Genomic DNA, 21,227 nt, shown 5'->3' on the forward strand with positions numbered 1-21,227 from the left:
CTTCACAAGATGCCCGTGATCTTTATGAACAAAATGGGTTTAAAAGCCAATAAACCTCTTACGTTCACAAGCTTCAGTGTAGCGGGTTCTACCTATTAATCTTCCGCCACTCGCTCCTCTGGTCTGCCAACACCAGGGACTCGGTCCACCTCGGGAGTGACGACAAAAACAAGCTGATTGAGGTGCAACAATGCTGATCAAACGAACTCTGTCCTTTGTGGCGGCGGCCGCCGTCTCTGTTTCTGCCTATGCCTGGCAGCCCTCCGGTAAAGTCGAATGTCTCGCGCCTGCGGATCCTGGCGGCGGTTGGGACTTTACCTGTCGTAGTGTTGGTAACGTTATGCAGCAACTTGAAATTGTCAGCGGCAGCGTACAGACCGTAAACATGGCTGGTGCTGGCGGTGGTGTTGCCTTTGCCCATACCGTGAGCAAGCGGGCCGACGACGACCAGTTGCTGGTTGCAGCCTCGACTGCAACGACAACCCGCCTTGCCCAGAGACAGTTTCCGGGTATGAATGCCGACATGGTGACCTGGGTCGGCGCCCTGGGTGCTGATTACGGCATCATTGCGGTAGGCAAAAACTCGAAATACCAGAATCTGAATGAACTGATGGATGCGGTCAAAGCGAATCCGAAATCCGTCAAGTTTGCCGGTGGCAGTGCCCGTGGTGGTTGGGATCATCTCAAGGTTCTGATCGCTGCCAAGGCGGCCGGTGCGGAAAACCTGCCCCGTATCCCTTATCTGTCCTATAACAACGGTGGCGAAGCCATGACTCAGGTTGTGGGTGGCCAGGTTGATGCTTTTACCGGGGACATTTCCGAAGCGACCGGCTTCATGGAATCCGGAGATCTGCGAGTTATCGCGGTACTGGCGGACGAGCGTCTGCCAGGAAAATTCAGCGACCTGCCAACAGCGAAAGAGCAGGGGATCGATGCCGTTGGTCCTAACTGGCGTGGCTTCTATATGCCAAAAGACGCCGGCGAAGAGGCGAAGAAATACTGGGTTGATGCTGTCGAAAAGCTCTACGCCAGTGAGGAATGGCGCACGATTATGGTCAGTAATGGCCTGATTCCGTTCCATCCGCCTGCGAACGAGTTTGAAACCTTTGTTCGTGATCAGGTGCAGGATATCGAAAACCTCTCTCGCGAAATCGGGTTGCTGAAATGACGGGCCTCGGTGATCGTATTCTCGGCCTGGGCCTTCTGGTCCTCGCCGTCGCCTATGGCTGGGCTGCCCAACAGTGGCCCGAGCCGTTCGGCGGCGCCGAGGGCGTCGGCCCTGAAACCTTCCCCACCATTCTTTTTGTGGTACTGGTGGCGGGAAGTCTCTATCTGATGATCAAACCTGATCCGGATGCCCAGTGGCCAGTAGGCAAGTCTGCACTGGAACTTGTGGTGTCTGTTGTCGTTCTGGTGGTGTATGCCCTCCTGCTGGAACCCCTTGGGTTTGTTCTTTCCACCACCCTTGCGGTGGGCGTGCTGAGCTGGCGCATGGGGGCTGCACCAAAGCGGGCCTTTATCACCGGGTTGGTCAGTGCCGTGGTGGTGTTTGTGTTGTTTAACTACGGTCTGTCCCTGAGCCTGCCGGCTGGTCTGCTGGAGGTGCACTGATGGAAACGATCGGATTCCTGATGGATGGGTTTGCGGTGGCGTTCACACCGTACAACCTGATGTTTGCGCTGTTCGGCGCGTTTGTGGGCACGCTGATTGGCTGTTTGCCGGGCCTTGGTCCTGCAAATGGTGTGGCGATTCTTATCCCGCTGGCCTTTACTCTGGGGCTGCCGCCTGAAACCGCGATGATCCTGCTTACATCGGTGTATGCCGGTGCGATGTACGGTGGACGGATATCGTCAATCCTGCTCAATATCCCCGGCGATGAGCCTGCCATGATGACCTGCCTTGACGGTTATCCGATGGCGAAGAATGGCCGGGCTGCTGATGCTTTGGCCGCGTCTGCGATCGCCTCCTTTGTCGGAAGCATGATCGGAACCCTGGGCCTGATTCTTCTGGCGCCGGTACTGGCGAAATTTGCCCTGACATTCGGCCCGGCGGAGTATTTCGCTCTGTTCATGCTGGCCTTTGCGACTCTGGGTGGCATTACTGGCAAGAACCAGGTCAAAACGGTGATTGCGGCGACCCTGGGTATCATGATCTCCACGGTGGGTATCGATATCTCGACGGGTACTCAACGCTATACCTTCGGTGTTCTGGAGTTGTACGAGGGGATTGATTTCATCCTCGCCATCGTGGGTCTGTTTGCCATCTCCGAGCTGCTGTTCTTTGTGGAGCACCGCATGGGTGGCGGCCGTGACAAGATGACGGTCGGAAAGCTGAGTCTGAGCCTGAAAGAACTGGTTTCTACCATCCCGACCCAGCTGCGTGGTGGTGTTCTTGGCTTTATTGCCGGTGTTTTGCCGGGGGCGGGCGCCTCTCTGGGCAGCTTTATCAGCTATACCATCGAAAAGCAGGCCGTTGGCAAAAAAGGCAAGTTCGGTGAAGGTGATATTCGCGGTGTGATGGCACCGGAAGCAGGCAACAACGGTGCTGCCTCCGGCGCATTGGTGCCGATGCTGACCCTGGGGGTTCCGGGCAGTGGTACCACGGCGGTTCTGCTGGCGATGCTGATCTCCCTGAACATTACGCCGGGGCCACTGATGTTCACGCAGAATGCGGACATCGTATGGGGTGTTATTGCAGCCTTGCTGATCGGTAACGTTCTGCTCCTGGTGCTGAACATCCCGCTGGTGGGGTTCTTTGTGAAGTTGCTGTCGGTACCGCCGATGTTCCTGCTGCCGATTGTGACGATGGTAGCGTTCGTGGGTATCTACTCCATTAGTCACAGCACCTTCGATCTCTATTTCATGGTGGCCTTCGGCGTGGCTGGTTATTTCCTGCGCAAGCTGGAGATTCCAATGGTGCCGATTATTCTCGGTCTGCTGCTTGGGCCAGAGATGGAAAAGAATCTTGGCCACGCACTGGTGCTGTCTGACGGTGACTGGAGCATTCTGTGGGCAAGCCCTCTGTCCATCGGGCTCTGGGTAGTGGCCGGTGCCGGGCTTGTATTGCCCTACGTTGTGGGCCCGATTCTGCGTCGTCGTATGAATGCAGCCATGAAAGAAACACCTGTCAGCGATTGACGATCTGTTACAGCTCCCACTGACGATTTGTTGTCAGTCTTGCACCGGGTTCGCCCGGTGCTTTTTTTTGTCTGGCTGATAGACTCTGAGCGACGCACTCCTGCAAATATCACAGAGGAACACTAGGCATGCTTATCATGGTACTGGGCGCCACAGGATTGACTGGCAGTATGGTTGTCCAGGGCCTGCTGGAACGGCCAGAGGTTTCCAGGGTTATTGTGCCGCTGAGGAAGCCGCTGGGGTTTGAGCACCCGAAGCTGGAGCAGCGCATTATCGATTTCGATGAACTGGAACAGATGCCGGGGTTGTTCAAGGTAGATGTGCTGGTCTGTTGCCTGGGCACCACCATCAAAAAAGCCGGCTCCCAGGAAAACTTCCGCAAAGTGGATTGCGGCTATCCGCTGGAAGCCGCGAGGCTGGCAAGAGGGCAGGGAGCAAATGCGCTGCTACTGATGTCCGCCATCGGCGCGTCTTCAGACTCCACCATTTTCTACAACCGGGTGAAAGGCGAGCTGGAAGATGCCGTTCGCGAACTGGGCTTTCCCTACCTGTCCATTTACCACCCCAGTCTGTTGCTGGGTGACAGGCGCGAGAGCCGTCCGGGAGAAGCTTTGGGGCAAAAGGCCATGCCACTGGTCAATCGCTTTATGTTCGGCCCCCTCGACAGGTACAAAGCGATCGGGGCCGATGTTGTGGCTCAGGCCATGGTGAACGAAGTCTGCGGGTTGGTTTCGCAGTTGTCTGCCGAGCAGGTTACTCAGGTTCGTGAGTATGCGGATATTGCCGCGCTAGCCGGGTAATATCTATTTGCCGCTGAAGATCCCCGCAACCAGCCGCCCGGCAAGGGCGACCAGAACGGCGCCGAATATCCGCTCGAACCAGATGGCACGACGCCGGAGCGCTTCCAGCCATTTCGGGTTGGAAAACAGCCAGGCCACGATCAGATACCAGCCGGTATCGATAACCAGTGCTGTTGCGGCATAGCCGACTTTGGCCAGCAGGCTGGTGTCGGTACCGACAACCTGGCTGAACAGAGCAAGGAAAAACACCGCCGCTTTCGGATTGAAAAATGCCATCAGGAAACCATCACGAGCGGCGCTTCGGGTTGTCGGTATGTCTGGAAGCTCGGTGTTTTCGGGCGGTTTTGCAGTCAGGCCACGGAGACCAATCCAGGCCAGATAGAGGGCGCCTCCCCACTGCAGGGCAGAGAAAACGGCAGGGGATGTCGTGATCACGGCTGCCAGTCCCAGAATGCTGAGAAAGGCATAGATTCCGATGCCCAGGCCATGGAACAGGGCTGTGGTCATTCCGTTACGCCGACCACCACTCATTGTCTGCTTGAGTACCAGTGCAAGGGACGGGCCGGGGGACATGGCGCCCAGAGTGCAGATGGTCACAACAGTCAGCCAGGTGGCGAGGGTCATGCTTACAATCCTTTGAAATTAAAGAAGGCCGCCAAGTTTAGCAGCCTGCTTCCCCGGTAAAACCTGCAAAATGCAATGGGTGTGATGTCACTCTCCAGCCAGTATCCAGCCAGCAGCCTTTTCCGCAATCATCAGGGTCGGTGAGTTTGTGTTGCCGCTGGTGATGGTGGGCATGACGCCGGCATCGACAACTCGCAGCCCCTTCATGCCTCGTACCCTCAGATGTGGATCCACCACTGCCATCTCGTCGGCTGCGTGTCCCATCCGGGTCGTGCCGACAGGATGGAAAATCGTGGTGCCAATGTCTCCGGCAAGTTTTGCCAGCTCCTCATCTGTCTGATATTGGAGGCCCGGTTTGAATTCCTCAGGCTGATAATGTGCGAAGGCTGGTTGTTTGGCGATGTGGCGGGTCACTCTCAGCGAATCGGCTGCCACCTTCCGGTCTTCCTGTGTGCTGAGATAATTCGGCGCAATAGCCGGAGCCTCCCGTGGGTCACGGCTTCGGATACGGACCGTGCCCCTGCTGGTGGGGTTCAGGTTACAGACGCTGGCGGTAATCGCCGGGAAGTCGTGCAATGGCTGTCCAAAAGCATCGAGACTCAGTGGCTGCACGTGATATTCAATGTTGGCGTGTGCGTAATCCTCTGAGCTTCGTGTGAAAAGGCACAGCTGGGAAGGCGCCATGCTCATCGGGCCCGAACGCGAAATCAGGTACTCCAGTCCGATACGCGCCTTGCCGATCAGGGAGTTAGCCATGGTGTTCAGGGTGGTGGCCCCTTCCACTTTGTACACTGAGCGTATTTGCAGGTGATCCTGAAGGTTTTCACCCACACCCGGCAAATTGACGACTACCGGAATATTATGTTCTTCAAGGAGTTTTGCCGGACCGATTCCGGAAAGCTGAAGAATCTGCGGTGAGCCAATCGCCCCGGCGGAGAGGATGACCTCCCGGGAAGCGCTGGCGAGGGTTTCTCCTGCCCCGGGGCGGTCGACCCGGACACCGCTACAACGAGGTTCCACTCCGGGTAAAGTCTCGGTCTGCAGCCCCAGTACCTGGCTCGAATGCCAGAGTGTCAGGTTGGGGCGTTTTTCGGCTTCCCGCAGGAAGGCTTTGGAGGTGTTCCAGCGCCAGCCGGATCGCTGGTTGACCTCAAAGTAGTCCACGCCTTCGTTGTCGCCGCGGTTGAAGTCCCGTGTTCTCGGAACACCGGCTTCAACTGCTGCATTGGCAAAGTCTTCCAGTACTTTCCACTTCAGGCGCTGGCGTTCGATACGCCATTCGCCACCGTGGCCGTGGTATTTGTCATGCTCGGGGTCGGCGTCGCCGCCCTCATCCAGGCGGTAGTGATCTTCGTGGCGCATGAAATCCGGCAGGCAGTTTTCCCAGGACCAGGCACTCTCCCCGGTTACGGAGGCCCAGTGATCGTAGTCCCTGGCCTGTCCGCGAATGTAGAGCATGCCATTGATACTGGAGCAGCCGCCGAGGGTTTTACCTCTTGGGTAGATCAGGGAGCGTCCGTTCAGTCCGGGATCCGGCTCTGTCCTGAAACGCCAGTCGGTTCGTGGGTTGTCGATGCAGTACAGGTAACCGACGGGGATGTGAATCCAGTGATAGTTATCCCGGCCACCCGCCTCTATCAGCAGCACCCGGTTGGCTGGATTACTGCTGAGGCGGTTTGCCAGAAGGCAGCCGGCGGTGCCGGCGCCCACAATGATGTAGTCGAATTCGTGATGCCCTGATGTCTTGTTGTTGTCGGACATGGCTCTACCTCCGGTGTTATTTCGCAGTCGGCATGACAAATTCCGCACCAGCGTCGATAGAGTCTGACCAGCGTTGCATGATCGACTTCTGGCGGGTGTAGAACTTTACGCCTTCTTCACCGTAGGCATGGGTATCGCCGAACAGTGAGCGCTTCCAGCCGCCGAAACCATGCCAGGCCATAGGTACTGGGATGGGCACATTAATGCCGACCATGCCCACCTGAATTCGGCGCCCGAACTCACGGGCGACGTTGCCGCTTTCGGTGAAGCAACTGACTCCGTTGCCGAATTCGTGATCGTTGATCAGCTTGATGGCGGTGGCGATGTCCGCTACCCGGACGCATACGAGGACCGGCCCGAAGATCTCTTCCTTGTAGATGGTCATGTCCGGGGTGACCCGGTCAAACAGGGTGCCGCCCATCCAGAAGCCGTCGGCACAGCCTTCTCCGGTGGTGTTGGTATCGAAATCCCGTCCGTCCACGACCAGCTCCGCGCCTTCTGCCACACCCTTCTCGATGTAACCGGTAATCCGTTGGTGAGCTGCCGCGGTCACGATCGGCCCCATTTCAGCATCAAGCTGCTCGCCGTTTTTGATCTTCAGGGATTTTGCGCGTTCGGCCAGTTGCGGCACGACTTTGTCGGCCACATCACCCACCAGGACCGCAACGCTGATGGCCATGCAGCGTTCGCCGGCACTGCCGTAGGCTGCACCGATGAGGGCGTCTACGGCTTTATCTAGATCGGCATCCGGCATCACCACCATGTGGTTCTTGGCGCCGCCGAGAGCCTGGATGCGCTTGCCGTGTTTGGCCCCTTTCTCGTACAGCAGGTTGGCAATGGGCGTGGAGCCTACGAAGCTCAGAGCCTGTACATCTGGGTGTTCGATCAGCGCTTCAACCGATTCCTTGTCACCCTGTACGACGTTGAACACACCGTCTGGCAACCCTGCTTGCTTGAGCAAGTCGGCGATCATCAGGGATGCACTGGGGTCCAGTGGGCTGGGTTTGAGTATGAAGGTATTTCCAGCGGCGATGGCAACCGGGAACATCCACATAGGTACCATGGCCGGGAAGTTGAACGGTGTGACACCTGCGACAACGCCCAGGGGCTGACGAGTCGTCCAGTTGTCGATGCCGGTGCTGACCTGTTCGGTGTAGTCGCCTTTAAGCAACTGAGGGATACCGCAGGCGAACTCGACGATGTCGATACCCCGGCTGACCTCGCCCTGAGCATCGGTGAACACTTTGCCATGCTCGGCGGTAATGGCGCGAGCCAGGTCATCCTTGTGTGTGTTCAGCAGTTCCAGGAACTTGAACATCACCCGGGCGCGGCGAATGGGCGGCGTGTCTGCCCAGCCCGGGAAAGCAGCCTCTGCGGCGGCCACGGCCTGATCGACGTCGGATCTGTTGGCCAGAGCAACCTGTCCCGACACCTTGCCGGTTGCCGGGTTGAATACATCCTGGCTGAGGCCGGAGCTGCCCGGTGAAATTTGCCCGTTGATATAATGCTGAATGGTTGGGTTGGTCATGGCCGCCTCGTTCTGCTTGTGATCTGTTACCTGTGTCGTGGCTATAAAAGCCACTAAGGCAGGATGGTTTAAACATTATTGTTTGTCTGATGAACAGATAATTTAGGACCACTGCGGTGTGGAAGCAATTGAGTTTTCCAAAAGGATGATATAAGAAAGGCTTATATCATGAGGGTGTTTTAAGGCATTTGGCAGGTGGGTATATGCAACAGTTACAGGGACTGCGAGCGTTTGTAACCGTGGCCAGGGAAGGGAGTGTGTCCCGAGCGGCAGAGCGGTTGCACCTGACTCAACCAGCGGTAAGTCTGAAATTGAAACAGCTGCAGGAGGACATTGGCCTCAAGCTGTTCTTGCGAAAGCCTCAGGGTCTGGATCTTACTGCCGATGGTCAGGCTCTGTTGCCGGTTGCTGAACGGGCCCTGGCCGGGCTTGCCGCTTTTGAGCAAAGCGCCCGGGCGTTACACAGCACTGTACGCGGCCGGCTTCGAATCGGCACCATCGTTGATCCTGAATTTATTCGTCTGGGGGCATTCCTGAATCGCTTGGTGGCCAGGGCGCCGCAGTTGGAAACGGAGCTTCACCAGGGGATGAGTGGCAGTGTTCTTGAGCAGGTTCGCAATGGTGATCTGGATGTTGGTTTTTTTCTGTCGCCGCCGGGCACCGGGCCCGGTAAGGCCGCGCCGGAGCTGGCTCATCGCGAACTGGCCCGGTTTGAATATCATGTTATCGCCCCGGCGGGATGGGCCGGGAGAGTGAACGATACCCGGTGGGAATCACTGGCGGCATTGCCGTGGATTGTCACTCCGGAAGATTCCGTTCATAACCGTTTGTTGAATGACGTGCTGAGCCCCTTGGGGGTGGAGCCGAATGGCGTCGCTCAGGTGGACCAGGAGGCCTGCATGCTGGATCTGGTCCGGGCGGGCGTCGGGCTCAGCCTCGCCAGGGACGCACTGGCTATAGCGGAGCGCCAGGAACGGGGGCTGGTTGTTGTTGAGGGTGTTCGCCTGCCTTGTGCTTTGAGTTTTGTCTGGCATCGGGATCACAGTGGCGAACCCATGTTTCTGGAGGCTTTGGAAGCTCTGGCAGGCGTTTGGGATCTTTCTGAAACCTGAGGTCAGTCGGCTTTTTTATCGGAATGCCCAAGGGAGCGATCCGGATCGACCTCATCGCGAACGAGCTGTTTGAGCTGGGTTATTTCAGGGAAACCGTTCTGTTCTTTTCGGGACCAGATCCGTTTGCCGTCTACCCATACCTCAAAAATACCCCCGGTTCCCGGGTGCAGTGTGAGTTCACTGATTTCCCCCTCGAATGTTGTCAGCAATTCCTGAGCCATCCAGGCGGAACGCATCAGCCAGCGGCAACCGGTGCAGTAATGGATATCGACACGGTGCGTCATTGTTTACTTGTCTCCTGAATGGATCACTCTGTCTTGTAGGTTGGGTATATTGAACGGGACAATGTGGGTTTGCATCCGATCACGCCTCTGGCCTGCTCCTGGGCATGGAGGTACCAGCGTTGGCCAGGTTTGGTGAACGTCTCGTTGGTTATCCTGAACTCGGCGGTTTCTACAGTGAGAGGGATAGGCGTGCCGTCTGCGTGACGGTACACGCAGCTTGTATTCAGGGTCAGGGCCCGGGCAACCGGCAGTTCAATGAAACCGTCATCCCTGATAGCGGGCTGCTGGCCGTTGACTTCCGTTATTCTGAGGCACGGGCCGTAGTGTTCCTTGTCCAGATCTTTCAGATACTCGCTCAGGCAGTGTTCGGAACTGAGCAGGATTGTATTATCGGCCGTTGGCTTGGGGCCCTCAGGCAAGGACTGGCATCCAGCCAGTACCAATACCATGAGGGAAAACAGAAAAGGCGCTGTTTTCTGCATAGTGCTCTCCAATAGCTGCGAGCAATGCGCCTTTCCAGTCCTGGCCCGGAATCAGTCGAACGTTCGGGGCTTCAGGGCGTCGGGTTTCAGGAAAGGCTTGCTTCCGGTGTTATCGTGATCACCCAGAAGCTTACCATTCACCACGGTGCCATAGTTGGTGTGTTTATGAAAATTAAGGTATTTCTCCCGGGTTTCCTTAACATCGCCGGTGTAGCGAGGATCCTGAGGGCGCTCCTGTGAATTGATGTAGTTGGCCACCTGCCAGGCTTCATCGTCTGTCAGAGAGCCGGGTTTGCCCAAAGGCATGTTGTTCTTGATAAAGGAAGCTGCGGTGAACACCCGGGTCATACCTGCACCCCAGTTGTACGAGTTGTCGCCCCACAACGGAGGGAAGACGACCTCGCCATCCTTGTGCTGGCCCTGTCCGCTGTCGCCATGGCAGATCGCGCAGTTTTCGGTATAGACCGCTTTGCCTTTGTCATAGTCCAGCGCAGGCTTTTCTCTGCCCAGGTGGCTGAAACCACGGCCGCCGATGTTCTTCTCATACACAGGTGCTCCGGTCGCCAGCCATCTGTGGTACGCAACCATAGCCAGCATGTCGTCACTGCCGTAAGCCGGAGGTGTTCCATTCATGGAGAACGAGAAACAACCGGCGATGCGCTCTTCCAGTGAGTTGACGTGCTGGTTTTTGCCCCTGAAATCCGGCAGCGTAGTGGCTGCCGGCCACACCGGGCCGGACCAGTTCCGGCGGCCTTCACCCATGTGGCACGATTTGCAGTTCATATCATTGAACACGTATTCGCCACGGAACTGCTGGGTGTTCATGAACATGTCACGGCCTTTGAGGATGACCTTCTTGAGCTCCGGATGAATGCTGTCGTTATTCTCCAGGTCCTGCACACTCGGGGCCTGGTGAACATATTGCCCTTCCTTGAATTCAGGGAGATTGACGGGAACGGCAGGCTCTGCTGAAAGCGCGGCATTGGAGATCAGAAGGCCGGTAAATAGTGCGGTGATCTCTTTGTAGTTCATGGCTCCGTCCTCCTGTTACTGGGCTTTGGCCGGTTGGGTGGATAAGGTGCCCAGATAGGCGGCTACGGCTTCGACCTGTTCGGACGACAGTCGCTCTGCGACTGCGGTCATGAGCTGGTTCGGATCGTTTTTGCGCTGGCCGTTTTGCCAGGCTTCAAGTTGTTGCTTGATGTAGGACGGGTGTTGCCCGGCGAGCGCTGGGAAAGCATCGCCGACGCCCCGGTTACCGGGGCCATGACAGGTAGAGCAGGGCGGTATGCTGTTGTCCCAGTCGCCTTCTTCAGCCAGCTTCTTACCCATCGCCAGCTGGCTTTCGCTGGCACTCGAGGCAGCGGTTGACGCTGGTACAGGCAGACTCGCGTAGTAGGCTGCGATGTCCTGGGCTTGCTGTTCGCTGAAGTTGTCCACATTGGGCTGCATGACCGGGCTTACTCTTCGCCCTGAGTTGTAATCCTGAATCTGCTTCGCCAGGTAGCCGGCATCAAGCCCTGCCAGTCGTGGGAAACCTGCCACTGCGTTACCTCCGCCATCAGGCCCGTGGCAGGCCATGCAGGGAGCGCCGCTGCCGTCACCCTGATTAACCAGTTGGGCACCTGCGTCGGGGTCCCCCTGGGCGTGGCTGAGGGGCGTGATGAATAATGCGGTACAGCCTGCCAGCAGCAGGCGCGAGAATTGGCGCGTCATTTTAACCTCCGCAGGATCACGGTACGGGAGTGGTGGGAGCTTCGATAGAAAGCTGACTCTTCCAGTGTAGATCCTGTTATCTATTTTATTTTGAATAAGGATATTACACTTAGGAATATGTGAAATGCTACCTGAGTATGATGGTAGTCACCAGAAGCCCATTTGCTCCCCTGCGGGTCGACGGAACAGGTCTGTTCTGAGGGGGTCCTCACGTTGCTTGTTCAGCCCGAGTTTGCGTGCTTTGTTATTGAAACGTTGCCGGATCAGATCCGCATAGGGGCCTTCTCCGGTCATCCGGCGGCCAAAGGTTGAGTCGTTGTTTTTTCCTCCGCGCAGATCCCGAATTCGATTCATCACGTGTTCCGCCCGTTGCGGATAATGGCGCTGCAGCCAGTCCTGGAATAGTTCGTCCAGCTCAAGGGGCAGGCGCAGCATCACCCAGCCAGCGCGGGTGGCGCCCGCCCTGGCTGCAGCATCCAGAATCTGTTCAATTTCCCGGTCGTTGATGAAGGGGATCACCGGCGCAAGCAGAATCCCGACCGGGATACCGGCATCGCTGAGTTTTCTGATCATGGACAGCCGCGTTGCCGGTGCGGCAGTTCTTGGTTCCATACGGCGTTTGAGATCATTGTCGAGGGTGGTCAGGCTGATCCGGACAGAACAAAGGCCCTGGCTGGCAAGCTCGGACAACAAATCCAGGTCCCGGAGAATCAGGGCGCCCTTGGTGATCACGGATACCGGGTGCCGGTATTCCGCGAACACTTCCAGCAGTGAACGGGTGATGCGCTGTTCCCTTTCCACAGGCTGATAGGCGTCTGTATTCATGCCAAGGGCAATGGGCGTTGGCTGATAGCGGGGATGGTCGAGGGTTTCCCGTAATTTCCGGGCAGCGTTGGATTTGGCGATCAGTCGGGTTTCAAAATCCAGGCCAGGGGACATATCCCAGTATGCGTGGCTCGGGCGTGCGAAGCAGTAGATGCAGGCATGTTCGCATCCGCGATAGGGGTTTATGGACTGGTCAAAGGGAACGTCCGGTGACTGGTTACGGCTGATGATTGAGCGAGCGTTCTCGAAGATGATTTCGGTGGCTACGGAATCCGGGCAACTGTCATCTTCAGGGTCGCGGTACCAGCCATCGTCGATATCGCGATCCGTCACGATGGGCTGAAAGCGATTGTTGGGGTTGAGGGCGGTGCCTCGGGTTTTGGGGTTGCTGGCCATGTCATCACCGATACTGTTTATTTGTACAGTATCGGTGATGCTACACCTCAGTGGTCAGCGAATCCAGTACCAGGACAGCTCCGAGTCCTGCAGGTAAACTGCCAGTCCGAGAGGTGTCCGACGAAAGCCGGGATTGCAGCAGAATGTACCTGCTTTATAGTATGGTACTTCTTCGTTTTCCCTCGTTGTCGCCCACTCCAAGGTCCCTATGTCCGATCTGAGTATTGTTCAGTATGCCCTCATCGCGTTGATCTTCGTGTGGAGTGGGTTCGTCCGTTCGGGACTGGGTTTTGGCGGCGCGGTGCTTTCATTGCCGTTTCTGCTGCTGGTACTTGATCAGCCGCTGGTATTTCTTCCCATCATTGCGGTGCACCTGCTGGTATTTTCGTCGCTCACGATCTGGATGAACAACCGGAAGCGACCGGATTCTGACGGTGTTCCGGCAGAAAGCACGGTGGACTGGAAGTATCTCTGGCGAATTCTCGGCATCATGATTGTGCCGAAGCTGATCGGTGTGTTCGGGCTGATCACCATGCCGGGGAATATCCTGAGCGCCATTATTTTCGTGATTGTGGCGCTCTATTCAATCTCATACATCGTGAACAAGCCATTCAGGAGCGGTAGCAAAGCCGTTGATGCGGTGTTTCTGATGATTGGCGGGTATATCAGCGGCACGTCATTGATCGGCGCACCGCTGATCATCGCGGTGGCGGCTCAGCATCTGCCCAGGGAGAAACTCCGGGATACGCTGTTTGCGCTCTGGTTCATTCTCGTGGTGATCAAAATGGCCGCGTTTATCTGGGCCGGGGTTGATCTTCAGCTGATTCACCACCTGTGGTTATTACCTTGCGCTGCCGTGGGACATGTCATCGGCCTGCAGGTCCATGACAGGATTCTGAAGGCCGAAACACCGGTGTTCTTCAGAGTGCTGGGTGTTGTGCTGCTGGTGGTCAGCAGCATCGGTATGGTCAGCGTTCTGGGTTGACGGGCAGCCTAGCTGGCGCGCCCGAACATCCGTTCAAAGAAACCGGCAGCTTTCACATCCGGAATCGGCAGTTCGTTAAGCTCGTCCATGGCCCGTCGCCAGTAACGTTGTGGATCGTCCAGAACTGAGACCTGCCCGCGCTGTTCCGCGGTGTAGTGATTGTGTTCACCGTCCAGTCCCCGCCCCAGCAATTCTATGGTCCAGAGGTAGATTGCCGCACGTACTGTTCTCAAGAGCTGACAATATGTGTCTCTGCTCAGGTTAATGGCCAGTTCCGCGCTCAGGTTGATCTGCTTTTGAAGCACAACCATCGCTTCTCGTTCGAGCAGTACCCGGTTGCCATCACCTTTCTTACACCCAACACAGACCTTTTCCAGGGCCTTGGTGCCCTCTACCAGGCTCAACTGACCATATTCCCGTGATTGTTCTTCATTTACCGGCGCTGGAATCCAGCCATACTGAGGGGATCGGGCAACGATGTGCCCGGGCAGGTCGCGGCGATAGGGCGGTGCTGTGCTGATGTCCTGATAGCCGTCCAGTTCTGTCCGGAGCCAGGCCGCCATTTTCTTGTGGCGAAGCATCATGGCCAGGGTGATCGCCGAAGGCATGATCTGGTCCAGCAGTTCTTCGGATGATTGAGTGCGTTCCTGAAGGTTATTCACGGATGCTGACATAGTGTCCTCCACAGATAGCAAAGTGCCAGGTCACGCCTGTCTGCTATCCGTCTATTGTTATTGTTAGGGGATTCGCCGAAGTGCGGGGCAGGTCGGCGAATGGTGCCTGAAAAGCTAGACGGCAGGTCATGATTTCGCCGTTGTAAAACCGTTGTTCTTTGTAATGAATGGTAAGTGGGTAACGGAGGGAAGAGTCCATGTCGAATGATGGATTTGAGGCCCGGCGGGCCTCGATGGTGGATTACCAGGTTATAGGCCGTGGGATCACTTCGCCCTGGGTGATCGAAGCCATGCGACGGGTCCCCCGGGAGCGATTTGTCACCCCTGGCACCGTTGATTACGCCTACGAGGATGGACCACTGCCGATAGGGGCCGGACAAACCATATCTCAGCCCTATATTGTTGCTTTGATGGCGGAAGCTCTTGGGCTCGAAGGTGGAGAAATCGTGCTGGATATCGGTACGGGATCAGGGTATGCCGCCGCAGTGATGGCCTGTATTGCGGGCCATGTCTACAGCATTGAGCGTATCCCGGAGCTGGCGGAGAGAGCAGGGAGTGTGCTCGCAGAGTTGGGGTATGACAATGTGACAGTCCGTTGTGGCGATGGCACGTTGGGGTGGCCAGAACAGGCGCCGTTCGATGGCATATGTGTGGCAGCCGGAGCGCCTGCTGTGCCCGAGTCTCTGAAGCAGCAGTTAGCGGTCGGAGGACGACTGGTGATACCTGTTGGCCCGGAACACAGTGTTCAGTCACTGCAAACGGTTACACGCCTTACCGAAACCCGCTTTGACATGGACGACCTTGGGCAGGTGCGGTTTGTGCCTCTGCTCGGTGGAGAAGGATGGTCGTAACTCGTGTTGTCAAGCCGGTTCAGGCGTGGTCAGGAGCCCAAAAGTCCTGCGTAGGCACAGTAGAGGAATGCTGCGGAACCGATAAGGATGATGCCCCAGGCGGGGAAAACCATAAATGAGCGAGTCGATGTTCTCATGTGCACCTCCTGCAATGATGTAAGTCGATACGCTTGCTTTATAACTGTAGATCATTCTTGATCAATGTCATCCAACAATTTGTGAGGCGGATCTCATTGAGACCGAATTGGCCATCGACAGAGGCGCATATTGCTATTGAGGTAACAGCATATAGGACTAGTATGATTTGCAAGCAGTGAAGCAAAAACTCCCGCGAATACAACAATAAACAAGGAGCCGTTCATGGCCGTTGACCCTCACAAGCAGACCTCTGTGCACTGTCTGTATTACTGGGCCGAAAAGGCGCCGGATAAAGTCTATCTGACTCAGCCCTATCCCGACGGCCGGGTCGAAGACATAACCTGGAAAGAGGCCGCTGACCAGGTGTCGAGAATGGCGGGGTACCTCAGAGGCCTGAACCTGCCGCCGAACAGCAATATTGCAATCCTTGGTAAAAACAGTGCGCACTGGATACTTGCTGATCTGGCTATCTGGGCGGCTGGTTACGTCTCGGTGCCACTCTACCCGACCCTGAACGGGGACACGGCGGCTTATGTCCTGGAACACAGCGAAGCAAAGCTGATGTTTCTGGGCAAACTTGATGGCACGGCTGACGGGTGGAATGACATCAAGGCGCATATCCCCAGGGATCTCCCTCTCGTCTCCTTTCCAATGTCACCCCGTGACGATACGCCTAAATGGCTGTCGATCGTGGCAGAACAGGCTCCGGTTGAACCCCGGCTGCCAGAACCGGATGAACTGGCAACTATGGTGTACACCTCCGGGAGTACTGGCCGGCCCAAAGGCGTCATGCACAGTTTCAGGACCATGATTTCGGTGGCCGATGGTCTGCAGCAATTATTTCCGGTCTCTGCCGATGAACGCATGTTGTCCTACCTTCCCCTGGCTCACGTGGCGGAACGCGCTGCCGTTGAAACCCAGTCCCTGTATCACGGCTTCCACCTCTATTTTGCTAATTCCCTCGATACATTTCAGGAAGACCTGCAGCGGGCGAAGCCCACACTCTTTTTCTCGGTTCCAAGGTTGTGGATGAAATTCTATCTCGGGGTGAATGCGAAGTTGCCCCCGAAAAAACAGAAGCTTCTGTTCAGCCTCCCTATTGTCAGTTCCCTGGTGAAAAAGAAAGTGCTCAGGCAACTGGGGCTGGAACACTGCCGCGCAGCACTGACCGGCGCGGCTCCGCTGTCCGCAGAGATTGTTGCCTGGTACCGGAACCTGGGACTGGAACTGCTGGAGGTCTATGGCATGTCCGAGAACTTCGGGTACTCCCATGCCAATCGGCCGGGTCAGGCCAAGGTGGGCACGGTGGGCATGGCGAACCCGGGTGTGCAGCACCGTATTGGTGAGGGCGGTGAAGTTCAGGTCAAAAGTCCGGGCCAGATGCTGGGATACTACAAAAATGAGGAGAAAACCCGGCAAGATGTAACCGCGGACGGCTTCCTGAAAACCGGGGATATGGGCGAAATAGACGGTGACGGGTGTTTGAGAATTACCGGGCGGGTCAAGGATCTGTTTAAAACCGCCAAGGGCAAATATGTGGTGCCGGTCCCGATCGAGAACCGATTTAACCACCCGATGGCCGAGGTTGTCTGCGTCGCGGGCGCGAATCAGCCGCAACCGTGCCTGATGGTATTACTGTCTGAAGAGGTCAGGGATCAGCTGGAGGCCGGGGCGGACCGGTCCGCCATAGAGCAGGAGTTGGCGGCCGAACTGGATGCTGTAAACGCAGCAAACGAGGCCCACGAAAAACTGGCGTTCCTGGTCATCGTGAGGGAACCCTGGACTATGGAAAACGGGATGCTCACGCCAACCATGAAGATCAAGCGCAACGTGATCGAGGGATACTACACTCGCAAAATGGATGACTGGTTCGGACAGAAACGGAAGGTAATCTGGGAGTTTTAAAAGGGTAAACCGCCTGAAACAAAAAACGCCGGCTTCTCGTTAGAGACTGCCGGCGTTTTTGTATGCCTGATCCGGGATCAGTGTTCGCCCTGCATCGGGCTCATGTCCTGGGCAACGGCTTCGGCCTTGCGGTTCCAGGAGCGAATCTTGCGGCTGATAAAATTCACCACCTGAGCCGCTGCAGCGCGGGTATACTGGCTGCGCACATCAGCACCATTGTGGAGGATACTGGACGGCAGTGGGTTTACGGTAGCGGTACGGTTCTGAATCATGGTGCCTCCCCCTTATCTGGTGGCTGGACTGATCAACAGTCTGATGAATTAATTAGCGATCTATCTTTAATTTACACGATATTCTAAGGATACTTTTTTGCAGCTCAAATACGTTAAAATCCGTACTCACGTTGCAAATATGCAGTAATTATGGACTGGGATTATCTTCGATATATACGAGCTCTGGCAATAGGTGGAACGCTTGCCAAGGCTGGAGAATTGCTGGGCGTTCACCAAACCACTGTTTTACGGAGACTTGATCAGATGGAGGAGTCTCTGGGCGTTCAGTTTTTTGAACGCAACAGGGATGGATTGCAACTGACGCCGATCGGCGAAACGGCCTTCAGAAAGGCCGAAAAGCTGGCTGTAGAAATGGAAAATCTTCAGCGCAAGCTGGTGGGACAGGATGATTCCGCTCCTGTGGGTAAGGTCCGGGTGGCGGCAGAAGACGCCATGATGAACACCTTGCTTGGTCCGGTTCTGGCTGCGCTGGTTCGCGAGTTTCCGGATATTGAGCTGGAGGTGCTCACGGATAACGATGTGGCAAACCTCAGCCACCGTGAGGCAGATCTCACCTTGCGGCCGGATAACAAACCCCAGGCAACGCTGGAGGGGGAACGGATTGCTGCGATAGAGTCCGCAGTCTACGGTTCAGCCCTGTATTGCAGACGTAATCGCAATATGGACCTTGAGAACAATCCGGAGGATGTCACCTGGATTGTCCCGGACGAAACCTTCAGCTACCTGGCGACAGGGCGCTGGTATCGGAAACATCTGAAAAATGTGACGTCGCTTATCCGCTGCAACAGCCTGCAATCCATGCATTCGCTGGCAAGATCCGGCGCTGGAGTGGCTGTTCTTCCCTGTTACCTGGGAGACAGCGCAAAGGAACTCAGGCGCCTGTCAGATCCTCTGGAGGGCGAGAGTGTCGATCTCTGGTTGCACGTGAATCAGGATACCCAGCAAATGGCGCGGGTTCGCATAGTGATGGAGTATCTGGTGGAACGACTCCAGGCCATGGAATCATCGATCGAAATCAGTACAACCTTCTGAACGGAGGGGAGGGGGCTGTCCGGTCAGCCGCAGAACGGCCAGAACTGGTACCATCGCCAGCACTGGAATTCCTGCCTGCAGCTCTGGAGCTGGTTGTCGTAGCGGAAGGCCCGATTCTGTACGCGCTGGGCCAGCGCAGTGACGGACGGTTTGCGTTTGTAAGTACCGCGCAGGTATCCGCCCCGGCCTTCATGGTAAGCCAGGTAAAGATGTCGCGGGTTGTACAGTGCCACCCCTGCGTGTTTGTGGGTCAGGTGGTTGTACCAGCCGACAAAATCCAATGCGTATTCCATATCGGTCCTGACCACATACCATTTCCCTTCATTTGCCTGCAGGTATTCATTCCAGGCAGGATCGAGCGCCTGGGCATAGCCGTACGCTGTGGTTGGCCTGTTCCAGGGGATCAGGCCCCACAGCCGCCGTCGGGGTGGCTGTGCGTGACTGCGGAAGGATGATTCGTAGTACACAAAGGCCATCTGGGTAGCTATCGGTGTGCCCCAGCGCTCCTGTGATTCTCTGGCGTAGTCATACCACACCGGATGCTCCCGGAAGATATCGCACAGGTTTTCCGGGTTGGCCGGCGGGTCCGGTGCCAGCAGGCTGAAACGCAGGGTTGCCCAGATGCCAATGACCAGGCCAAGTACTGGAAATCCGTACCAGCTCAGCCGGGAACGGAGGATCTTTCCTACCAAACTGTCATCTCCGACAGGGGCTGTTTGCTTGCCGAACGCGGTTCGGCCGTGTCATAAACGGGGTATCCATACTTCAGGATGATAGAGAAATGATGCTTCGCACCCTAGTTAAACCTGTTTTAGTTGCCAGCATGCTTATGGCTGGCCAAGTGACTGCTGCGCCTGGTGCTTCACAGGTACTGGAAGCCTCTCCGATCGATGATATTGTGGCCCTGTACCCGGCCATGATGAGCGCAGGTATCCGCGAGGGACTGAAACAGAGTGGCGGGGTTCCCCCGATGGTGGCGGAGACAGTCGGGTACGTCGTCAGCAACAGTTTTTCTGCAGCCGACATTGAACAGCAGGTAGTGGAAAACCTCGAAAGCAACCTGTCGGGTTCTGAACTGCAGGCGGTACACGACTGGTATGCCTCGCCCGTGGCGAAGAAAATTTCCAGTGCCGAGATTGCCGCATCAGACCCTTCTGCCTGGAAAGGCATTCAAGCCAGGGCTCCGGAACTCAGCAAGAAGTACCAGGGTAGTCTGCGGGCAAAGCTGTTCGAACGCTTTGATCGCGCCTCGCGGGCAACGGAGAGCGCGGTGGACACTTCGATCGCAGTGCAATTAAGCATGGCTTCGGCAGTCGCCGCACTGAGCAGTGATTCGGTACATTACGATACCCTCAAACAACAGATTGAAGGCCAGAGGTCGATGCTTCGGGGCACGGTGGGCCAGCAGGTGTACGACAGCTATCTCTATACCTACGAAAACATCAGCGACCAGGAACTCGGTCTCTACCTGGATTTTCTGGAAAGTGGGCCCGGTTCGGCGTTTTCCTCAGTGGTCACCGACAGCATCCAGCAAGCTATTACTGATCCGATTGAAGCCATGGGCGGTCAGATTGCCCGCTTTCTGGCTCCGGCACCAGCAAACGGTCAGTAAAGCCTGCGAGCTCCCGGTAAACGTCGTCTCGCCTACGGGCATATCGGTGTGAGAAGTGGAAGGCAATCAGTTGCCTGACACCTGCATCGTTGGCGATCCGTGCGGTCGCCCTGGTGGTCAGGTGATGGGTCCGGATGGCCTGATCGGTGTCTGCGACCATGAATGAGGCCTCACAGAACAGCGTGTGCGCGCCCTTGGCGAGTCGCACGAGGCGAAGGACATTATCAGGCGTATCGGCAAAGTCCGTGGCATAGACGATGGGCTGGCCCTGTTCCTGAATCAACACCTTGGCTGCCAGATCCTCCGCCCTGTAGGTCTGCCCGTTGCCGGGGCAGATCAGGCCATCCGGGTGTTTCTTCAGAATCGCCATCTTCAGGTGATGGAGCCAGGGGCCTGCCTCGGCGCCAAGCTCGTCGAGCCCGTTTTTCTTTACCTGCAGTTTCCCGAAAGGTTCCCAGGCATAGGCCATGACGGGGGTGCCGTGATCGAGCGTCGTCGCCCGCACCCGGAATTCCGGCTCGCGAAGTAATTCACCATCAGGGGCGTGGCGGTCCTGCAAAGGAATGGGGTGATTGCCTGCCACCAGTTGCCAGCGTTTCAGATGGTCCCCGTGGTATTCATGGATGATGAATCGGGGGCTACGATCTTCCACCCGGTCCCACAAAATACCGCGAGTCATTCCCTCTATATGCCCCAGCAACCCGGGTGGTCCATAGAGGCGACAGGGAGGAAAGTGTCCAATTCTACTGCGCATGAACCACATGAAACCGCCAATGTGATCGGCATGGCAGTGGGTAATGAATACATCGCTGACCTGGTGGGCGGAACGCAGGGCCATTCGGCCGCTATCGCCCATATCAAACAGCAGGCTACGGGACTCGTGCAGTAAACGCAGTTGAAGCAGCGGATCGCCGCCAATGCCGTTGACGAGCGACGCAGCAGCGGGGCCGACACGGACTGCGACTTGTGGATCGCCCGCGACACTGGTGAGTGCGCCGAGTTCGACCCGTACTTCAAAGGCTCTTTGCTTAGCGGGTTTTTGCGGCATAGCGCCAGACTCCACGCAGTTTCA

General features: G+C 56.6%; 22 protein-coding genes. 10 read left to right on the plus strand and 12 right to left on the minus strand.

Annotation, left to right across the window (positions count from 1 at the left end; genetic code table 11):
• Nucleotides 1–190: 190 nt before the first annotated feature.
• From FWJ25_RS03355 to FWJ25_RS03370, 4 genes are all read left to right on the plus strand, one after another.
• Nucleotides 191–1,168, plus strand: coding sequence for a Bug family tripartite tricarboxylate transporter substrate binding protein (locus FWJ25_RS03355; RefSeq protein WP_149598809.1), 978 nt, complete (start codon nt 191–193; stop codon nt 1,166–1,168).
• Entirely contained in the window at nt 1,165–1,611 is a 447-nt protein-coding gene (locus FWJ25_RS03360; protein WP_149598810.1) for a tripartite tricarboxylate transporter TctB family protein, read from the plus strand. The genes FWJ25_RS03355 and FWJ25_RS03360 overlap by 4 nt, the downstream gene beginning before the upstream one ends.
• Complete coding sequence (locus FWJ25_RS03365; protein ID WP_149598811.1) at nt 1,611–3,137, plus strand: tripartite tricarboxylate transporter permease; 1,527 nt, start codon at nt 1,611–1,613, stop codon at nt 3,135–3,137. The genes FWJ25_RS03360 and FWJ25_RS03365 overlap by 1 nt, the downstream gene beginning before the upstream one ends.
• A 128-nt stretch (nt 3,138–3,265) precedes the next feature.
• Nucleotides 3,266–3,937 (plus strand): Rossmann-fold NAD(P)-binding domain-containing protein, encoded by a 672-nt coding sequence (locus FWJ25_RS03370; RefSeq protein WP_149598812.1) that lies wholly within the window; start codon nt 3,266–3,268, stop codon nt 3,935–3,937.
• Nucleotides 3,938–3,940: 3 nt separating this feature from the next.
• Here FWJ25_RS03370 and FWJ25_RS03375 read toward each other — a convergent pair whose 3' ends face one another.
• From FWJ25_RS03375 to FWJ25_RS03385, 3 genes are all read right to left on the minus strand, one after another.
• Nucleotides 3,941–4,561 carry a LysE family translocator gene (locus tag FWJ25_RS03375; protein ID WP_149598813.1) on the minus strand — a complete coding sequence of 207 codons (621 nt, stop codon included), beginning with the start codon at nt 4,559–4,561 and terminating at the stop codon, nt 3,941–3,943.
• An 87-nt stretch (nt 4,562–4,648) separates the two neighbouring features.
• A complete protein-coding gene (locus FWJ25_RS03380; protein WP_149598814.1) occupies nt 4,649–6,322 on the minus strand; it encodes a GMC family oxidoreductase in 1,674 nt (557 codons plus the stop codon).
• Between the two features lie 16 nt (nt 6,323–6,338).
• Nucleotides 6,339–7,850 (minus strand): CoA-acylating methylmalonate-semialdehyde dehydrogenase, encoded by a 1,512-nt coding sequence (locus FWJ25_RS03385; RefSeq protein WP_149598815.1) that lies wholly within the window; start codon nt 7,848–7,850, stop codon nt 6,339–6,341.
• 203 nt (nt 7,851–8,053) lie between these two features.
• On the opposite strand from FWJ25_RS03385, the gene FWJ25_RS03390 reads away from it, so the two are divergent.
• A complete protein-coding gene (locus tag FWJ25_RS03390; protein WP_149598816.1) occupies nt 8,054–8,962 on the plus strand; it encodes a LysR family transcriptional regulator in 909 nt (302 codons plus the stop codon).
• 2 nt (nt 8,963–8,964) lie between these two features.
• Here the strand turns inward: FWJ25_RS03390 and FWJ25_RS03395 are convergent, their stop codons facing one another.
• From FWJ25_RS03395 to FWJ25_RS03415, 5 genes are all read right to left on the minus strand, one after another.
• The gene (locus tag FWJ25_RS03395; RefSeq protein WP_149598817.1) at nt 8,965–9,246 is read right to left on the minus strand and encodes an Rdx family protein; all 282 of its coding nucleotides are present in this window, start codon (nt 9,244–9,246) and stop codon (nt 8,965–8,967) included.
• Nucleotides 9,247–9,269: 23 nt separating this feature from the next.
• Nucleotides 9,270–9,728 (minus strand): hypothetical protein, encoded by a 459-nt coding sequence (locus FWJ25_RS03400; RefSeq protein ID WP_149598818.1) that lies wholly within the window; start codon nt 9,726–9,728, stop codon nt 9,270–9,272.
• Nucleotides 9,729–9,779: 51 nt separating this feature from the next.
• A complete protein-coding gene (locus FWJ25_RS03405; RefSeq protein ID WP_149598819.1) occupies nt 9,780–10,760 on the minus strand; it encodes a c-type cytochrome in 981 nt (326 codons plus the stop codon).
• A gap of 15 nt (nt 10,761–10,775) precedes the next feature.
• The gene (locus tag FWJ25_RS03410; protein WP_149598820.1) at nt 10,776–11,444 is read right to left on the minus strand and encodes a c-type cytochrome; all 669 of its coding nucleotides are present in this window, start codon (nt 11,442–11,444) and stop codon (nt 10,776–10,778) included.
• A gap of 147 nt (nt 11,445–11,591) precedes the next feature.
• Nucleotides 11,592–12,665 (minus strand): PA0069 family radical SAM protein, encoded by a 1,074-nt coding sequence (locus tag FWJ25_RS03415; RefSeq protein WP_149598821.1) that lies wholly within the window; start codon nt 12,663–12,665, stop codon nt 11,592–11,594.
• A gap of 208 nt (nt 12,666–12,873) precedes the next feature.
• Between FWJ25_RS03415 and FWJ25_RS03420 the strand changes: the two genes are divergently transcribed.
• On the plus strand, nt 12,874–13,650 hold the full coding sequence (locus FWJ25_RS03420) for a TSUP family transporter (RefSeq protein WP_149598822.1): 777 nt from the start codon (nt 12,874–12,876) through the stop codon (nt 13,648–13,650).
• A gap of 8 nt (nt 13,651–13,658) precedes the next feature.
• On the opposite strand, the gene FWJ25_RS03425 is transcribed toward FWJ25_RS03420, so the two are convergent.
• Nucleotides 13,659–14,324, minus strand: a complete 666-nt coding sequence (locus FWJ25_RS03425) for an AbiTii domain-containing protein (RefSeq protein ID WP_149598823.1) — start codon at nt 14,322–14,324, stop codon at nt 13,659–13,661.
• Nucleotides 14,325–14,521: 197 nt separating this feature from the next.
• Between FWJ25_RS03425 and FWJ25_RS03430 the strand changes: the two genes are divergently transcribed.
• Both FWJ25_RS03430 and FWJ25_RS03435 read left to right on the plus strand, forming a co-directional pair.
• Nucleotides 14,522–15,175, plus strand: a complete 654-nt coding sequence (locus tag FWJ25_RS03430; protein WP_149598824.1) for a protein-L-isoaspartate(D-aspartate) O-methyltransferase — start codon at nt 14,522–14,524, stop codon at nt 15,173–15,175.
• A 360-nt stretch (nt 15,176–15,535) separates the two neighbouring features.
• Nucleotides 15,536–17,218: an AMP-binding protein gene (locus FWJ25_RS03435; RefSeq protein ID WP_149598825.1), complete on the plus strand. Its 1,683-nt coding sequence runs from the start codon at nt 15,536–15,538 to the stop codon at nt 17,216–17,218.
• A gap of 77 nt (nt 17,219–17,295) precedes the next feature.
• On the opposite strand, the gene FWJ25_RS03440 is transcribed toward FWJ25_RS03435, so the two are convergent.
• Complete coding sequence (locus FWJ25_RS03440) at nt 17,296–17,490, minus strand: hypothetical protein (RefSeq protein ID WP_149598826.1); 195 nt, start codon at nt 17,488–17,490, stop codon at nt 17,296–17,298.
• A gap of 150 nt (nt 17,491–17,640) precedes the next feature.
• Here FWJ25_RS03440 and FWJ25_RS03445 point away from each other — a divergent pair, with 150 nt between their 5' ends.
• Entirely contained in the window at nt 17,641–18,543 is a 903-nt protein-coding gene (locus FWJ25_RS03445; RefSeq protein ID WP_149598827.1) for a LysR family transcriptional regulator, read from the plus strand.
• A 23-nt stretch (nt 18,544–18,566) separates the two neighbouring features.
• On the opposite strand, the gene FWJ25_RS03450 is transcribed toward FWJ25_RS03445, so the two are convergent.
• Entirely contained in the window at nt 18,567–19,235 is a 669-nt protein-coding gene (locus FWJ25_RS03450) for a transglycosylase SLT domain-containing protein (RefSeq protein WP_149598828.1), read from the minus strand.
• 89 nt (nt 19,236–19,324) lie between these two features.
• On the opposite strand from FWJ25_RS03450, the gene FWJ25_RS03455 reads away from it, so the two are divergent.
• Nucleotides 19,325–20,155, plus strand: coding sequence for a DUF2059 domain-containing protein (locus FWJ25_RS03455; protein ID WP_149598829.1), 831 nt, complete (start codon nt 19,325–19,327; stop codon nt 20,153–20,155).
• Here the strand turns inward: FWJ25_RS03455 and FWJ25_RS03460 are convergent.
• Nucleotides 20,082–21,203, minus strand: a complete 1,122-nt coding sequence (locus FWJ25_RS03460; protein ID WP_149598830.1) for an MBL fold metallo-hydrolase — start codon at nt 21,201–21,203, stop codon at nt 20,082–20,084. The two genes, FWJ25_RS03455 and FWJ25_RS03460, sit on opposite strands and share 74 nt — an antisense overlap.
• Nucleotides 21,204–21,227 lie beyond the last annotated feature (24 nt).

Origin of the sequence: Marinobacter salinexigens (genome assembly GCF_008370345.1) — a bacterium.
Taxonomy (GTDB): Bacteria; Pseudomonadota; Gammaproteobacteria; order Pseudomonadales; family Oleiphilaceae; genus Marinobacter; species Marinobacter salinexigens.

Excerpts from the sequence above, each read along its gene's own strand:
- FWJ25_RS03440 (WP_149598826.1), bottom strand. The coding sequence starts at position 17,490 with ATGATTCAGAACCGTACCGCTACCGTAAACCCACTGCCGTCCAGTATC.
- FWJ25_RS03420 (WP_149598822.1), top strand. The coding sequence starts at position 12,874 with ATGTCCGATCTGAGTATTGTTCAGTATGCCCTCATCGCGTTGATCTTC.
- FWJ25_RS03455 (WP_149598829.1), top strand. The coding sequence starts at position 19,325 with ATGATGCTTCGCACCCTAGTTAAACCTGTTTTAGTTGCCAGCATGCTT.
- FWJ25_RS03415 (WP_149598821.1), bottom strand. The coding sequence starts at position 12,665 with ATGGCCAGCAACCCCAAAACCCGAGGCACCGCCCTCAACCCCAACAAT.
- FWJ25_RS03365 (WP_149598811.1), top strand. The coding sequence starts at position 1,611 with ATGGAAACGATCGGATTCCTGATGGATGGGTTTGCGGTGGCGTTCACA.
- FWJ25_RS03370 (WP_149598812.1), top strand. The coding sequence starts at position 3,266 with ATGCTTATCATGGTACTGGGCGCCACAGGATTGACTGGCAGTATGGTT.
- FWJ25_RS03445 (WP_149598827.1), top strand. The coding sequence starts at position 17,641 with ATGGACTGGGATTATCTTCGATATATACGAGCTCTGGCAATAGGTGGA.
- FWJ25_RS03380 (WP_149598814.1), bottom strand. The coding sequence starts at position 6,322 with ATGTCCGACAACAACAAGACATCAGGGCATCACGAATTCGACTACATC.
- FWJ25_RS03425 (WP_149598823.1), bottom strand. The coding sequence starts at position 14,324 with ATGTCAGCATCCGTGAATAACCTTCAGGAACGCACTCAATCATCCGAA.
- FWJ25_RS03360 (WP_149598810.1), top strand. The coding sequence starts at position 1,165 with ATGACGGGCCTCGGTGATCGTATTCTCGGCCTGGGCCTTCTGGTCCTC.
- FWJ25_RS03435 (WP_149598825.1), top strand. The coding sequence starts at position 15,536 with ATGGCCGTTGACCCTCACAAGCAGACCTCTGTGCACTGTCTGTATTAC.
- FWJ25_RS03390 (WP_149598816.1), top strand. The coding sequence starts at position 8,054 with ATGCAACAGTTACAGGGACTGCGAGCGTTTGTAACCGTGGCCAGGGAA.
- FWJ25_RS03430 (WP_149598824.1), top strand. The coding sequence starts at position 14,522 with ATGTCGAATGATGGATTTGAGGCCCGGCGGGCCTCGATGGTGGATTAC.
- FWJ25_RS03385 (WP_149598815.1), bottom strand. The coding sequence starts at position 7,850 with ATGACCAACCCAACCATTCAGCATTATATCAACGGGCAAATTTCACCG.
- FWJ25_RS03375 (WP_149598813.1), bottom strand. The coding sequence starts at position 4,561 with ATGACCCTCGCCACCTGGCTGACTGTTGTGACCATCTGCACTCTGGGC.
- FWJ25_RS03410 (WP_149598820.1), bottom strand. The coding sequence starts at position 11,444 with ATGACGCGCCAATTCTCGCGCCTGCTGCTGGCAGGCTGTACCGCATTA.
- FWJ25_RS03405 (WP_149598819.1), bottom strand. The coding sequence starts at position 10,760 with ATGAACTACAAAGAGATCACCGCACTATTTACCGGCCTTCTGATCTCC.
- FWJ25_RS03400 (WP_149598818.1), bottom strand. The coding sequence starts at position 9,728 with ATGCAGAAAACAGCGCCTTTTCTGTTTTCCCTCATGGTATTGGTACTG.
- FWJ25_RS03355 (WP_149598809.1), top strand. The coding sequence starts at position 191 with ATGCTGATCAAACGAACTCTGTCCTTTGTGGCGGCGGCCGCCGTCTCT.
- FWJ25_RS03395 (WP_149598817.1), bottom strand. The coding sequence starts at position 9,246 with ATGACGCACCGTGTCGATATCCATTACTGCACCGGTTGCCGCTGGCTG.
- FWJ25_RS03460 (WP_149598830.1), bottom strand. The coding sequence starts at position 21,203 with ATGCCGCAAAAACCCGCTAAGCAAAGAGCCTTTGAAGTACGGGTCGAA.